The sequence below is a fragment of the Streptomyces sp. NPDC047853 genome, from assembly GCF_043204535.1.
Classification (GTDB): domain Bacteria; phylum Actinomycetota; class Actinomycetes; order Streptomycetales; family Streptomycetaceae; genus Streptomyces.
The window spans coordinates 179,222-193,129 of the sequence record NZ_JBIDCI010000015.1 but is presented as its reverse complement, the minus strand read 5'-3'; the positions used below and the strand labels follow the sequence as shown (position 1 = coordinate 193,129).

The window sequence follows — 13,908 nt, the reverse complement described above, 5'->3', positions numbered from 1 at the left end:
TCGCCCACCACCTCAAAACCAAACCCGCCTACCTCCGCCGCGCCCTCGCCCGCAACCAACTCGCCGTCCAGTCCTTCCAGACCGACGACGCCAAGACCTTCCACACCCACCTCCCCCACATCCCCATCGGCATCCTCAACGCCCAACGCCCCACCGACACCGAACTCCAACAGCTCAGCCAATGGGCCGACCAGATCAACCCCCAGCACACCGTCACCGACCAGACCCTCGTCGACCGCATCCACCAACTCGGCATGGACATCAACGTCTGGACCGTCAACGAACCCGGCGCCATCCGCACCATGGCCGCCCTCGGCGTCGACGGCATCATCACCGACTACCCACAGACCCTCACCCAGCGCTGATCCCCACGGCGCGCCGTCCCGGCATGCGCACCGGGGGCGCGGGCCGCACGCTGGTGCCATGACGAGTGCGCCGGTGATCGTGGACCCGCCCGACGAGGAGGGCGGGCGGCGGGTCCGCGTGGACGGCGAGATCCTCGGCCGGGCCTACGGCGTGCAGGACGTCGCGCGCTTCCTGCAGGAAGCCGGCCTGCAGGACTGGGACGAGATGGACGTGGTCCGGTCGCGGTTCATCGAGTGGCGCGGGGGCGGTCCGGACGCGTGGGACCACTGACGGAGCAGCGGCGGGCCCGTCCTCGCATGCCGTCGTACCGAGACGGGCGTAGTGTCCTCATATGGTTGCTGTTCGGTGCGGTCGGCGGTGTGCCGCCCTGCCGGATCCGGTGAGACGCGCCCGACGGGTGGCGGACGTCTGATGGGCACCGCGAAGGACACCGCGCTGGATGCCGCGATGGATGCCGTGGCGCGCGACAGCGGCGCGTTCGGAGGGATGCTCTACGTGCTGCCCCCCGACGACGACGCGTTGTGGCTGGTCACGATCGCCGGGGTGCCCCAGGAGATAGCCGTCCCGTGGCGGCGTGTCGCGCCGAACGATCCGACGCCCGTGGCGGACGCCGTTCGCGAGCGCCGCCTGGTGTGGGTCGGCGGCAGGGAGGAGATGGCGCTCCAGTACCCGCGGCAGGCACTCGTCCTGCCGTACGACTTCGCACTGGCGGCCGCGCCGATCACCGCGGGCGGCAGCGTGCGGGGCGGGCTGGTGCTGCTGTGGTCCGGCCTGCGTTCGACGCGCCTGAGTGCCGCCGAACGGGACGCCGTCGAGGCCGGCTGCCACCGCCTGGGCGAGCTGCTGCGGCAGGCCGCGGACCGGGGCGCCCCCGTGCTGCCCGGGGATCGGCCCCGCGCCCTGCGGCCTCCGGCGGGGCGTCCGCCCTCCCCCGGCGAGGCGGCCGCGCTCTCGGGCTTCGTCGACCGGTTGCCGGGCGGCTCCTGCGCCCTGGACGTGAACGGCCGCATCACCTTCGTCACCCCGGCCGCGGCCGACCTGCTCGGCGCCGCTCCGGACGACCTGGTGGGTGCCCTGCCCTGGGAGGCGCTGCCCTGGATGGACGTGCCCCAGGTCGAGGACCGCTACCGGGCCGCGCTGGTGAGCCGCCTGCCCCAGGCCTTCACCGTCCTGCGGCCGCCCGAGACATGGCTGGCCTTCGAGCTGTACCCCGATCCCACCGGCATCAGCGTGCGCATCACGCGGGGTGGGCCGTCCGAGGGCGAGGCCCCGCCGCCGTCCCTTCCGAGCGCGGGCCCCGGCCGGGCCACCGTGCTGTACCACCTGATGCACCTGGCCTCCACCCTGACCGAGGCGGTCGGTGTGCAGGACGTGATCGAACAGACCGCGGACCAGCTGCTGCCCGCGCTGGGTGCGCAGGCCATGGTGCTGATGACCGGTGAGGACGGCAGGCTCAAGATCCTCGGTCACCGGGGCTACCGCCCCGAGATCGTGGCCCGCTTCGACGCCCTCCCCCTGAGTTCGGACGTCCCGGGTGCCGACGTCCTGACCACCGGCGTCCCGGGCTTCTTCGCCACGTTCGACGAACTGCGGGACGCCTATCCGGCCACCGTGCACGAGGACGGCATGGCCGCGTGGGCCTTCCTGCCGTTGATCGCGTCCGGCCGCCCCATCGGTTCGCTCCTGCTGGCCTTCGAACGCCCCCACGTCTTCCCGCCCGGCGAGCGCGCCGCCCTCACCTCGTTGGCGGGGCTGATCGGGCAGGCTCTGGACCGCGCCCGGCTGTACGACGCCAAGCACCACCTCGCCCATCGCCTGCAGTCCGCCCTGCTGCCGCACACCCTGCCCCGCGTCCCCGGCCTGAGGGTCGCCGCCCGCTACCTCCCGGCCGCCCGGGGTCTGGGCGTGGGCGGTGACTTCTACGACCTCATCCGTCTGGACGAGCGCACGGCCGGCGCCACCATCGGCGACGTACAGGGTCACAACGTGGACGCCGCGGCCCTCATGGGGCAGGTCCGCACCGCCGTCCACGCCCACGCCACCGTCGGCGCCTCCCCCGACGACGTCCTGGCCCGCACCAACCGCCTGCTCACCGACCTGGACCCGGGCCTGTTCACCAGTTGCGTCTACGTCCACCTGGACCTCGCCACGCGCCGCGCCTGCCTGGCCACCGCCGGACACCCCCCGCCGCTCCTGCGCCACGCCGACGGACGCATCCAGCTCCTCCCCGTGCCGCCCGGGCTCCTGCTCGGCATCGAACCGGACACCCTGTACCCGGCGCTGGAGTTCGACCTGCCCCTCGGCAGCGTGCTCGCCCTCTACACCGACGGTCTCGTGGAGGCCCCCGGGGTCGACCTGGACGACGCCACCGCGGCCCTTGCCGGTCTCCTCGAACACGCCGATCCCACCGACCTCGACGCGATGGCCGACACGCTCATCCGGCACTCGCCCACACCCGGTGACGACATCGCCCTGCTCCTCATCAGTCCCGGTCCGTGAACCCCCGGGCACTCGAACGGCCGACAGATCGTTTCACCTGACAAGAAGGACGGACGCCGGCCGACACCGGCCGGCAGCGGAGGAGAGACCCTCGATGAAGCACCAGAAGGTGTGCGATCTGATGAGCGACGCCGTGGTCCGCGTCCAGCGCGGCACACCGTTCAAGGAGATCGCCCACTTGCTGCTGGAGTACGACATCACCGCGGTACCGGTCGTCGACGAGGAGACACGGCCCGTGGGCGTGGTGTCGGAGGCGGACCTCCTGCAGAAGATGTGGGGCCAGGACCTGGAGGGTCCCCCCGGGGACGGTGACCGGCCCCCGTCGGCCGGGGCCAAGGCGTTGGCGACGGACGCGGCCGGTCTGATGACGTCGCCCGCCCTCTGCGCGCGCGAGGACTGGAGCGTCGTCGACGCCGCCCGCGTCATGGCCCGGCACGGGATCAAACGGCTCCTGGTGGTCGACGGGTCGGGACGGCTGATCGGGGTCGTGAGCAGGAGCGACCTGCTGCGGGTCTTCCTGCGCAAGGACCGGGCGATCCGCACCGAGATCATCGAGGAGGCGCTGGTGCGGTCCCTCGGCCTGGCCCCCTCGTCCTTGCAGGTGGACGTGGAGCACGGCCATGTCGTCGTGAGCGGCCGGCTCCCGGGCGAGGTGGCGGTCGCCGAGCTGGAGGAGCTGTGCCGGCGCGTCGACGGGGTCGTCGCCGTGGAGTTCAGGCCGGCGGGCGAGGCCGGGGCGGAGGACGCGGCGACCGCCGGGCGCTGATCGTCGGCCCTTGGGGGCGTGAGGGCGCGGGACCGTTGCCCGCCTTCCGGTGAGGGAGGCGGGGGCACCCGGCACTGCCTCGGTCTCGGGCTCGAGCCGCCGTGGGCGCTACGACGCTGCCGCGGGGGCCGGCGCCGCGAAGGCGTCCGCGTGGTCGGCGGCCCACCGGGCGAAGGTCCGGGCCGGGCGGCCGGTCACCTTTTCGACGGTGTCCACCACCGTGCGTCCCGCCTCGGGGGTGTTGCCGTACACGTCCAGCAGGAAGGCGACGACCTCCTCCGGTTGCCCGGCCGCCCGCCACTGCGCGACCGCCTGTTCCGCGGTGAGCTCGACGAGGGCGATCTCCCTGCCGCGGGCCGCCGCGATCGCCGCCACCTTGTCGCCGACGGTCAGCACCTCCGGGCCGGTGATCAGGTACTCCTGTCCCCCGTGGCCTTCCTCGGTCAGCGCCACCGCCGCGACCGCGCCGATGTCGCCCTCGTGGACCATGGCGCTGAGCCGGGAGACGAACGGCTCACGCACCTCGTCGCGGTCCGCGATCCCGTCGGCCCACTCCAACGCGTTGGCCATGAACTCGACCGGCATGAGGACGGTCCAGGCGGTCCCCCCGTCGGCACGTACGGCGTCCTCCAGCGGCGTCGGTCCGCCGCCGTGCAGCACGGTGATCCGGCGCACGCCGGCCTCCCGGGCCCGTTCCAGGAGTCTCGGGCCGGTCTCCAGCGGGGCGAAGCCGGTCCCGTCGAAGGTGATCAGGTGCAGGCCGGTGACTCCGGCCAGGGCGGGGACGAGGCTGTCGGGTTCGCTCAGGTCGCCCCGGACCACCTCCACACCCTCCGGCAGGGCGGCCCGTGCCGGGTCGCGGGTGAGGGCGCGGACCGCGTGGCCGCGCGCGAGCAGTTCGGCGACGACCTGACGGCCGACGGTTCCGGTGGCACCGGTGACAAGGAGCGTCTGGGGCTGTGTCTGCGTCATACCCGCACCGTACGAAGCCTTGCGGTCAGCCACCGTCCTCATACCCGCGCCGGTACGGGTGCGGCCCCGCCGGCCCGGTCGTCCGGGGCGGCGGGGCCGTACGCGCGGTGGTCAGACCCCGGCTGTCTCGGGCTCGCGCGCGGGCTGCGCGGGCGGACCGCTGTCGCCGAGTTCCTTGTGGAGCTTCTCGCCCTCGACGTCGACGTTCGGCAGCAGGCGGTCCAGCCACTTGGGCAGCCACCACGCCTTGGTGCCGAGCAGGGCGAGCACGGCGGGCACGATGGCCATGCGGACCACGAAGGCGTCGAAGAGGACCGCGATGGCGAGGCCGAAGCCCATCATCTTGATCATGTCGTCGTTCTCCATGATGAAGCCGGAGAAGACGCTGATCATGATGATCGCGGCCGCCGCGACGACCCGGCCGCCGTGGGTGAAGCCCGTGGTGACGGACTCGGAGGCGGAGGAGCCGTGGACGTAGGCCTCACGCATGCGGGTCACGAGGAAGACCTCGTAGTCCATGGCCAGACCGAAGACCACACCGATCATGAAGATGGGCATCATCGACATGATCGGACCCGGCTGGTCCACGCCGAAGACGTCCGCGAGCCAGCCCCACTGGAACACCGCGACCACCGCACCGAGCGCCGCGGCCACCGAGAGCAGGAAGCCGAGCGCCGCCTTGAGCGGGACGAGGATCGAGCGGAAGACGAGCATCAGGAGGAGGAAGGCGAGACCGACGACCAGGGCCAGATACGGGACGAGCGCGTCGTCCAGGGTCTGGGAGAAGTCGATGGTCATCGCGGTCGCGCCGGTGACCAGCATCGTCGCGCCGGTCTCGGTCTCGATGCCGCCGGACAGCGCGCGGATGTCCTTCACCAGCGACTCGGTGGCCGCCTCGCTCGGCCCGGTCTTGGGCACGACCGTGAGGACGGCGGTGTCGCCCGCCTCGTTGAAGTCGGCCGGGGTGACCGCCGCGGCCTCGCCCAGGCCGGTGATCTTCTTGCCGACGGTGTCGGCGGCGGCCTTCGCGTCGTCCGCGTCCCGGGTGTCGACGGTGACCATCAGCGGGCCGTTGAAGCCGGCGCCGAAGGACTCGGACAGCATGTCGTAGGCCTTGCGCTGCGTGGTGTCGGGCGCGGAGCTGCCCTCGTCGGGCAGCCCCAGTTCCATGCTCGCGGCCGGCACCGCGACGGCGCCGAGACCGATCACCGCGGTGAGCAGGACCGTCACCGGACGCCGCAGCACGAACCGGGCCCAGCGGGTACCGAGCTTGGGCTTCGCCGGGGCCTGCGACGGTCCGGCGGGGGCCTTGCGGTCCTTGCGGCTGAGCGCCTTCCTGCCGGCGAAGCCGAGCAGCGCCGGGGTGAGGGTGAGCGCGATCAGCACGGCGATGCCGACGGTGCCCGCGGCGGCGAGGCCCATCTTGGTGAGGATCGGGATGTTGACCACCGCGAGGCCGGCCAGCGCCACGATGACGGTGAGTCCGGCGAAGACGACGGCGGAGCCGGCGGTGCCGACCGCGCGTCCCGCGGCGTCCTCCGCGCTGCGGCCCTCGGCGATCTCGGCCCGGTAGCGCGAGACGATGAACAGGGCGTAGTCGATGGCGACCGCGAGGCCGATCATCATGGCGAGCGTGGAGGTGGTGGCCGAGAGTTCCAGCGTGCTGCCGAGCGCTCCGATGGCGGAGATGCCGATGCCCACGCCGATGATGGCCGACAGCAGCGGCATGCCGGCCGCGACGAGCGAGCCGAAGGTCAGCAGCAGCACGATCGCGGCGACACCGATGCCGATCAGCTCGGCGGTGCCTCCCATCTCCTGCTCGGCCATGACCGCGTCGCCGCCGGTCTCGACGGTGAACCCGTCGCCGCGTGCGTCGTCGGTGGCCGCGGTGAGCGCGTCACGGGCCTGGTCGGTCAGCTCCATGGCGTTGACCTTGTAGGTCACCGAGGCGTAGGCGGTGGTGCCGTCCTTGCTGACGGCGTCGGCCTCGAACGGGTCGGCCACCGAGGCGACCTGCGGCCCGTCGCCGAGTGCCGTGACGAGGTCCTCGACCCGTTCCTTGCCCGCCGGGTCGGAGATCTTCCCGCCCTCCGGGGCGCGGATCACGATACGGGCGGTGGCGCCCTCGGCGCTCGCGGCCGGGAAGCGCTCGTCGAGCAGGTCGAACGCCTTCTGGGACTCGGTTCCGGGCATGGAGAAGGAGTCTTCGGGCGGGGCGGGCGCCGTGGACGCGGCGACGCCGGCGCCCACGAGTATGGCCACCCACAACAGGGCGACGAGGCCGCGGCGCCGGAACGCGCGTCGGCCGAGTCGATAGAGGAACGTAGCCACCTGAGACCAATCCGTCGGGATGCGGGCAGGACGAAACCCGGCATGGGGGGACGCAGAGGTGCTGACCGGGGTACCCCTTTATGCTCACCCGGGCTTTTTGTCATTTGATCCGTCCCTGGGGCTGGACCGGTGTACTGCGTCGGGTGTAGTGGGTGACCGTGCTCCTCTCCCCCGGGTGTAGGCCACGGCAATGGATGTACGCCGCACCCGCTGTCCGGCCCGCCCGGTGACGTGCGGCCCGCCGGGGCGGGCCCGTCACCCCGCCGCGGATCCGGTGATCCGGACGCGGTCGCTGTCGCCGTCGGAGAGGAAGGACGCCAGGGCACGCCCCTCCTCGGCGACGGCCGCGCGTTCGGCCGCCGAGCAGCGGCGCAGCGGGGTGACGGTCACCGTCCCCGCCTCGACGGTCCAGGTCGCGGCGACCCGGCCGTCGACCAGCGTCACGCGGGCGCCGGCGACCGACAGTCCGCGGTGGACGTCGTCGATGATCCTGCCGCGGTCCTGGTAGCCGAGGACGGCGTTGTCGAAGGCCGGCAGGAACCGGACGGGGGCGGGGGTCTCGGGGTCGGGGCGTGGCGCGTCGGGGAGGTCCAGCAGTTCCCGGCCCCGTTCGTCCCGGAAGGTGACCAGTTCGTCGCGGACCGCGGCGACCGCCGCGGGCAGTCCGGCGAGGCCGCACCAGGCGCGCAGGTCCGCCGAGGCGGCGGGGCCGTAGGCGGCCAGGTAGCGCCGTACCATCGCCCGACCGACCGGGTCGGAGCCGGGCGGGGGCGGCGGGTCGACGTCGCGGCCGAGCCAGGCGGACAGCGGCAGGTTGCGCACGCCCGCTCTCGTGCGCCAGAGCCCCCGCGGTGGCAGTTGGGCCATCGGGATCAGCGCCGCGACCAGCATCTCCCCCAGGGCCCGGGGGGCCGTCTGCGGCCAGCGCCCGGCGACCGTCCGGGCGAGCTCGCTCATCGAGCGGGGCTCACCGTCCGACATGACCGCGCGGCCCGCCGCGGCCAGTTCGTCGAGGTCGACGCCTTCGAGTTCGCGGCGGTAGGTACCGAGGACCCGTCCGCGCAGCATGGCGTCGTGGCGGGTGCGCCAGGCCAGGACGTCGTCGGCGGTGACGAGGTGGACGGTGCGGCGCATGAGGTGGGTGCGCACCACACGTCGCTCCGTGAGCAGGTCCGAGAGCGCCGACGGTGTGAAGGCCCGCAACCGTGACCAGAGCCCGACGAACGGTTCCTGCGGCTCCTGCGCCTGCATGCCGCCGAGGTGGGCGACGGCGTCGAGGACCGGGCGGTCGGCCCGGGCGAGCAGTGACTGGCGGGCGAGGGTGGCGCGGTTGAGCGCCCGGGTGTCGAGCACGGTCATGGGATCAGGGCCTCCCGGCCGGTGCGCGGGGCGGGATGGTGGCCCCGGTGGGGCGGGGACGACTGCTCAAGGTCGCGTCCTGTCGTCTCGTGGGGCGGTGGGCGGGCGGGCGTCGTGGCCCGGCCGGGCGGCGGAGGCCCGCCACCCGGCCCCGGTCGGTCAGGGCGCGTCGTACCCGCTCACCACGTCCAGGACCCAGGTGACGCCGAACCTGTCGCGCAGCATGCCGTAGAGCGGTGCCCATCGGGCGGCCTCCAGCGGCTGCAGGACGGTCGCGTCGTCGGACAGCTTCTTCCAGTAGGCGGTGATCTCCTCGGCCGTCTCGCCGCGGACCGAGACGAAGAAGGCGTTCTCCCCCTGGTTCCACGGCAGGTGGGCGGGGACGTCGTAGGCCATCACGCACAGGCCGCTGTCGGCGGACACCTGGCCCCACATGACCTGTTCGGCCGCGGAGGGGTCCTGGACGTTCCCGGCGTCCCGGTAGGTCACCAGGGCGATGTCGCCGCCGAACACGGACTGGTAGAAGGTGAGCGCCTCCCGGGCGTCACCGCGGAAGTTCAGGTGGGTCACGGCTTTGACGGACACGACGGGCTCCTCGCCTCGGTGCACGGTCGGACGGCCCGCGCCCCGGCGGGACCGTCCGCGGAGCCGGACCGACCCCGCGCTTCCCACGGTGCCGAAGGTAGCGGTCAGGTCGTGTCCTCTTCTTCCGGCAGCATGGGAGGCATGCAGAAGACCTCAGCGCGGCTGCTGTCGTTGCTCTCCCTGCTCCAGGCGCGCCGGGACTGGCCCGGGGCGGTGCTCGCCGAGCGTCTGGAGGTCAGTCCGCGCACCCTGCGCCGCGACGTCGACCGGCTCCGGGGGCTCGGCTATCCCGTCGTGGCCGTCAAGGGACCGGACGGGGGGTACCGGCTCGACGCCGGAAACCGTCTTCCCCCGCTGCTCTTCGACGACGAACAGGCCGTCGCCCTGGCCGTCGCCCTGCGGACCGCCGCCGTGACGGGTGCCGGCATCGAGGACGGAGCGGCGCGCGCGCTGATCACCCTCCGGCAGGTCATGCCCGCCCGACTGCGCCACCGCGTCGACGCCCTGCACGTCACCACGGTCGAGCGGGCCGCGCCCCGGCCGCAGGCGCAGGCCGACAGCGGTGTCCTCATGGCGCTCAGCGCCGCGGTGCAGGCGCGCGAGGTCCTGCGCTTCGACCACGCCGGGCCGTGCCCGCCGGACTCCGACGGCGAGGGGGACGCACCGCCCCGCCGGGTCGAACCCCACCATCTCGTCGCCAGGGACGGGCGCTGGTATCTGGTCGCCTGGGACCTGGAACGCGCGGACTGGCGTGTCTTCCGCGCGGACCGGATCACTCCGCGCTCCCCCACCGGGCCCCGCTTCACGCCGCGGGAGCTGCCCGGCGGGGATGTGGCCGCCTTCGTGACCGGACGGTTCCGCGGCTCCGACCGATCGCCCGACTGGCCCTGCCGCGGAGCGGTCGTCCTCCACCTGCCGGCGGCCGCGGTGTCGCCCCACGCCCCCGCGGGGACCGTCGAGGCCCTCGGCCCGGACCGCTGCCGGCTCACCCTCGGCTCCTGGTCCTGGCCCGCCCTCGCCGCCGCCGTCGGAGCCTTCGGCACGGACGTCGAAGTGGTCGGCCCGCCCGAACTCGGGGAGGCCTTCGCCCTCCTCGCCCGCCGCTGCGCCGCCGCGGCGCGGTCCGCGCCCACCGCACCCGCGACGCCGACGGCGGGCCCGGCGGCCGAGGGGTGAGCCTTCCGGGGCGGGAGGAGGCGCGATGTCGTCACCCGGACACCGGGCGCCCCACCGCCGGACGCTCCTCGGCCGGCACCGTGGGCCGCCTCCCGCCCCCGCCCTGCCCTACGGTGCCTGGTCCCTCCGGTGACCGCGGGTGCCGTTCGCGCGCTCCGGCAGGGGTCACACCCGCCGGGCGAGGTCCGTGCTCGCGGGCTCGGCCGCCAGGGCGCCCATGACGACGCGCGAGCGGCTGTGCAGCCGCAGGGACACGCCGACGAACGCGAGCGCGACGAGGGTCATGGCCGCGCCCGCCCAGGCGGTGGCCGCGTAGCCGAGGCCCGCGTCGATCACCGTCCCGCCGAGCCAGGGACCGCCGGTGTTGCCCAGGTTGAACGCGGCGGTCGTCGTCGCCCCGGCGAGCGTGGGCGCGGCGCCGGCGACGTTGAACATGCGGGCGTTGAGCGCGGGTGCCGTGTAGAAGGCCGAGACGCCGAGGAGCAGGGCCAGCGCGATCACGACGACGGGACTCGACGCGAACAGCGCCAGCGCGGCCAGCAGCACGGTGGAGGCGGTGATGCCGGAGAGCAGCACCCCGAAGAGGTGGGCGTCGGCGATCCGGCCGCCGATGGTCGTCCCGATCAGCGCGCCGACACCGAAGAGCGCCAGCACGGCGGGCACCCAGCCGTCCGCCAGCCCGGCCACATCCGTGAGCAGCGGCGCGAGGTAGGAGAAGGCGCAGAACACGCCGCCGGCCGCGAGCGCCGTCACGACGATGGACAGCCAGACCTGCCGGTCGCGGTAGATCGCCAGCTCGCCCCTGAGCCGGGGCCGCCGCTCGGGCAGCGGGATGCGCGGGATCAGGGTCACCACACCGACGAGCGCGACGGCGGACGCCGCGCCCACCGCCCAGAACGCCGACCGCCATCCCAGGTGCTCCCCGAGGAAGGCGCCGGCCGGCACACCGAGCACGTTGGCGATGGAGAGTCCGCCGATCATCACCGCCATCGCGCGGGCCCGGGCGGTCTTCGGCACCATCGCGATGGCGACGGCGGCGCCCACCGCCCAGAAACCGGCGCACGCCAGGGCACTGACCACCCGGGAGATGAACAGGATCTCGTACGTCGTCGCCAGCGCGCCCGCGATCTGGCCGAGGCCGAACACCGTGATCAGCGTGATCAGCGTGGTCTTCCGCGGCAGCCGCAGGGTCGCGGCCGCGAGCAGCGGAGCACCGACCACCATGCCGATCGCGAAGGCGGATATCAGCAGCCCGGCTTGCGGGATGGACACGTCCATGTCCTCGGCGATGGGCGGCAGCAGGCCGGAGAGCATGAACTCACTGGTACCGAGCGCGAAGACGGACAGGCCGAGGATGTAGACGGCGAGCGGCATACGGGCAGCCGCGGGCCGTGCGGAAGGTGCGGGCATGACAGCTGTCAACGACAGGTTCCTTCCCGCCATTCCCGCGGACGGGTCCGTCTCACGATGCGGTGGCACCCCCGGTGACGGGTCCGTCTCATGAGGCGGCGTCCGGCCGGTGACCGGGCCCGTCCCGCCATGCGGCGGCCCCCCGGTGACGGGTCCGTCTCATGAGGCGGCGTCCGGCCGGTGACCGGGCCCGTCCCGCGATGCGGCGGCTCCCCGGTGACCGGGCCCGTTGTCAGTGGTGGGCGGCAGAATCCGGACCATGACCACACCAGCAGCAGTGATCGTGGACTCCGCCGCCTACGCCCAGGCGGTCGAGGACGCCGCACGCGCGGCCGCCGCCTACTACGCGGGCGGTTCCTCGCCACTGGACGACGACACCTACGACCGGTTGGCGAGGGGGATCGCCGCCTGGGAGGCCGGACATCCGGACGAGGTGCTGCCCGACTCCCCGACCGGCAAGGTCGCCGGCGGTGCGGCCGAGGGCGACGTGCCCCACACGGTGCCGATGCTCAGCCTCGACAACGTCTTCTCACCGGAGGAGTTCCTCGCCTGGACGGCGTCGCTGGCCCGGCGGACGGGCCGTGAGGTCGACCGGTTCGGTGTGGGTCCCAAGCTGGACGGCCTCGCCGTCGCCGCACGCTACCGCGCGGGCCGTCTCACCCGGCTGATCACCCGCGGTGACGGGACGGCCGGGGAGGACGTCTCGCACGCCATCGGCACCGTGGAAGGTCTGCCCGAGACGCTGGCGGAGCCGGTCACCGTGGAGGTGCGCGGGGAGATACTCATGACGACGGCCCAGTTCGAGCATGCGAACGAGGTCCGCACCGCACACGGCGGTCAGCCGTTCGCCAACCCGCGCAACGCGGCCGCGGGCACGCTGAGGGCGAGGGAGCGTGCGTACACGGTCCCGATGACGTTCTTCGGCTACGGCATGCTGCCGCTGCCGGAGACCGATGCCGCTCTCGCCGGACGGCTGGACGGGCTCGCCCACAGCGACCTCATGTCCATGGCCGCCCGTCTCGGCGTGCACACCAGCGCCGGCACCGCGGTCCCGGACGTCGTCGTCGAAACGCCGGAGCAGGTCGTGGCCCGGGTCCGGGAGATCGCGGCCCTGCGCGCCGAACTCCCCTTCGGCATCGACGGGATCGTCGTCGAGGCCGACCTGGCCGCCGACCGGCGGGCCGCCGGAGCCGGCTCCCGGGCGCCCCGGTGGGCGGTCGCGTACAAGCTGCCGGCCGTGGAGCGGATCACGCGGCTGCTGGAGGTGGAGTGGAACGTGGGCCGCACCGGCGTCATCGCCCCGCGCGGCGTCCTGGAGCCGGTGGTGATCGAAGGGTCCACGATCACCTACGCCACCCTGCACAATCCGGCCGACATCACCCGCCGCGACCTGCGCCTGGGCGACCACGTCATGGTCCACCGCGCCGGTGACGTCATCCCCCGCATCGAGGCCCCGGTGGCCCACCTGCGCACCGGCGACGAGCGGCCCATAGCGTTCCCCTCGGTGTGCCCGCGCTGCGGGTCGGACATCGACACGAGCCAGGAACGCTGGCGCTGCGCCCAGGGCCGCACCTGTCACCTGGTCGCCTCGCTCGCCTACGCCGCCGGCCGCGACCAGCTGGACATCGAGGGCCTGGGCGCCACCCGTGTCGTCCAGCTCGTGGACGCCGGGCTCGTCGCCGACCTCGCCGACCTGTTCACCCTTCGGCGCGAGCGGTTGCTCGCTCTGGAGCGGATGGGGGAGACCAGCACCGACAACCTGCTCGCCGCGCTCGCCAGGGCGAAGGAGCAGCCGCTGTCCCGGGTGCTGTGCGCCCTGGGCGTCCGGGGCACCGGCCGTTCCATGTCGCGGCGCATCGCCCGGTACTTCGCGACCATGGACCACATCCGTGCCGCGGACGTCGAGGCCATGCAGCGGGTCGAGGGCATCGGGCCGGAGAAGGCCCCCTCCATCGTCGCGGAGATCGCCGAACTCGGCCCGCTCATCGACAAACTCGCCGCCGCGGGGGTCGGTATGACCGAGCCCGGGGCCACCCCTCCCCCGGCCACCGGTGCCGACACCGAGGAGGAGGGCGGGGGTCCCGTGGCCGCGCCGGGGGAGGCCGGTCCGCTGGCCGGGATGAGGGTGGTGGTCACCGGTGCGATGACGGGACGCCTGGAGAAGCTCTCGCGCAACGAGATGAACGAACTCATCGAGCGGGCCGGCGGTCACTCCTCCTCCAGCGTCTCCCGGAGGACGACACTCGTCGTCGCGGGTGAGGGCGCCGGCTCCAAGCGGGCCAAGGCCGAGCAGCTCGGCATCCGCCTGGCGACCCCGGACGAGTTCGGCTCCCTGGTCGCCGGCCTCCTCGACTGATCCGGGCCCGAGCGCGCTCCTCCCCGGGACGCCGGCGCGCCGGCGGACCACCGGCGTACGGGCGCGCCACCGCCGGAGAGTGTACGTT

11 protein-coding genes are annotated in these 13,908 nt (G+C 73.7%); 6 read left to right on the top strand and 5 right to left on the bottom strand.

Annotated elements, in window-relative coordinates; genetic code table 11:
- The 4 genes from ACGF5T_RS26615 to ACGF5T_RS26600 form a co-directional block, all read left to right on the top strand.
- Positions 1 to 365 (top strand): glycerophosphodiester phosphodiesterase (locus ACGF5T_RS26615; RefSeq protein WP_366769049.1); only part of this gene is annotated, 365 nt, incomplete at its 5' end.
- A 58-nt stretch (positions 366 to 423) separates the two neighbouring features.
- Positions 424 to 636, top strand: a complete 213-nt coding sequence (locus ACGF5T_RS26610; RefSeq protein WP_366769050.1) for a hypothetical protein — start codon at positions 424 to 426, stop codon at positions 634 to 636.
- Between the two features lie 141 nt (positions 637 to 777).
- A complete protein-coding gene (locus ACGF5T_RS26605; RefSeq protein WP_366769051.1) occupies positions 778 to 2,865 on the top strand; it encodes a SpoIIE family protein phosphatase in 2,088 nt (695 codons plus the stop codon).
- A gap of 94 nt (positions 2,866 to 2,959) precedes the next feature.
- Positions 2,960 to 3,631: a CBS domain-containing protein gene (locus tag ACGF5T_RS26600; protein ID WP_361015244.1), complete on the top strand. Its 672-nt coding sequence runs from the start codon at positions 2,960 to 2,962 to the stop codon at positions 3,629 to 3,631.
- Positions 3,632 to 3,739: 108 nt separating this feature from the next.
- Here ACGF5T_RS26600 and ACGF5T_RS26595 read toward each other — a convergent pair whose 3' ends face one another.
- The 4 genes from ACGF5T_RS26595 to ACGF5T_RS26580 all read right to left on the bottom strand — a co-directional run bounded on the left by ACGF5T_RS26595 (position 3,740) and on the right by ACGF5T_RS26580 (position 8,878).
- Entirely contained in the window at positions 3,740 to 4,603 is an 864-nt protein-coding gene (locus ACGF5T_RS26595; protein WP_361015246.1) for an NAD(P)H-binding protein, read from the bottom strand.
- A gap of 111 nt (positions 4,604 to 4,714) precedes the next feature.
- The gene (locus tag ACGF5T_RS26590) at positions 4,715 to 6,934 is read right to left on the bottom strand and encodes an MMPL family transporter (RefSeq protein ID WP_366769052.1); all 2,220 of its coding nucleotides are present in this window, start codon (positions 6,932 to 6,934) and stop codon (positions 4,715 to 4,717) included.
- A 255-nt stretch (positions 6,935 to 7,189) separates the two neighbouring features.
- Entirely contained in the window at positions 7,190 to 8,293 is a 1,104-nt protein-coding gene (locus tag ACGF5T_RS26585; RefSeq protein WP_356609834.1) for a winged helix DNA-binding domain-containing protein, read from the bottom strand.
- A gap of 159 nt (positions 8,294 to 8,452) precedes the next feature.
- Positions 8,453 to 8,878: a VOC family protein gene (locus tag ACGF5T_RS26580; protein ID WP_356609806.1), complete on the bottom strand. Its 426-nt coding sequence runs from the start codon at positions 8,876 to 8,878 to the stop codon at positions 8,453 to 8,455.
- Positions 8,879 to 9,019: 141 nt separating this feature from the next.
- On the opposite strand from ACGF5T_RS26580, the gene ACGF5T_RS26575 reads away from it, so the two are divergent.
- Entirely contained in the window at positions 9,020 to 10,054 is a 1,035-nt protein-coding gene (locus ACGF5T_RS26575; protein ID WP_356609804.1) for a WYL domain-containing protein, read from the top strand.
- Between the two features lie 165 nt (positions 10,055 to 10,219).
- On the opposite strand, the gene ACGF5T_RS26570 is transcribed toward ACGF5T_RS26575, so the two are convergent.
- Positions 10,220 to 11,428: a Cmx/CmrA family chloramphenicol efflux MFS transporter gene (locus ACGF5T_RS26570; RefSeq protein ID WP_366769058.1), complete on the bottom strand. Its 1,209-nt coding sequence runs from the start codon at positions 11,426 to 11,428 to the stop codon at positions 10,220 to 10,222.
- Between the two features lie 295 nt (positions 11,429 to 11,723).
- Here ACGF5T_RS26570 and ligA point away from each other — a divergent pair, with 295 nt between their 5' ends.
- Positions 11,724 to 13,820: an NAD-dependent DNA ligase LigA gene (ligA, locus tag ACGF5T_RS26565; protein ID WP_366769053.1), complete on the top strand. Its 2,097-nt coding sequence runs from the start codon at positions 11,724 to 11,726 to the stop codon at positions 13,818 to 13,820.
- The last annotated feature ends 88 nt before the right edge of the window (positions 13,821 to 13,908 follow it).

Coding starts and splice junctions, on each gene's coding strand:
- ACGF5T_RS26575 (WP_356609804.1), top strand. CDS start 9,020: ATGCAGAAGACCTCAGCGCGGCTGCTGTCGTTGCTCTCCCTGCTCCAG.
- ACGF5T_RS26605 (WP_366769051.1), top strand. CDS start 778: ATGGGCACCGCGAAGGACACCGCGCTGGATGCCGCGATGGATGCCGTG.
- ACGF5T_RS26610 (WP_366769050.1), top strand. CDS start 424: ATGACGAGTGCGCCGGTGATCGTGGACCCGCCCGACGAGGAGGGCGGG.
- ACGF5T_RS26585 (WP_356609834.1), bottom strand. CDS start 8,293: ATGACCGTGCTCGACACCCGGGCGCTCAACCGCGCCACCCTCGCCCGC.
- ACGF5T_RS26570 (WP_366769058.1), bottom strand. CDS start 11,428: ATGCCGCTCGCCGTCTACATCCTCGGCCTGTCCGTCTTCGCGCTCGGT.
- ACGF5T_RS26595 (WP_361015246.1), bottom strand. CDS start 4,603: ATGACGCAGACACAGCCCCAGACGCTCCTTGTCACCGGTGCCACCGGA.
- ligA (WP_366769053.1), top strand. CDS start 11,724: ATGACCACACCAGCAGCAGTGATCGTGGACTCCGCCGCCTACGCCCAG.
- ACGF5T_RS26600 (WP_361015244.1), top strand. CDS start 2,960: ATGAAGCACCAGAAGGTGTGCGATCTGATGAGCGACGCCGTGGTCCGC.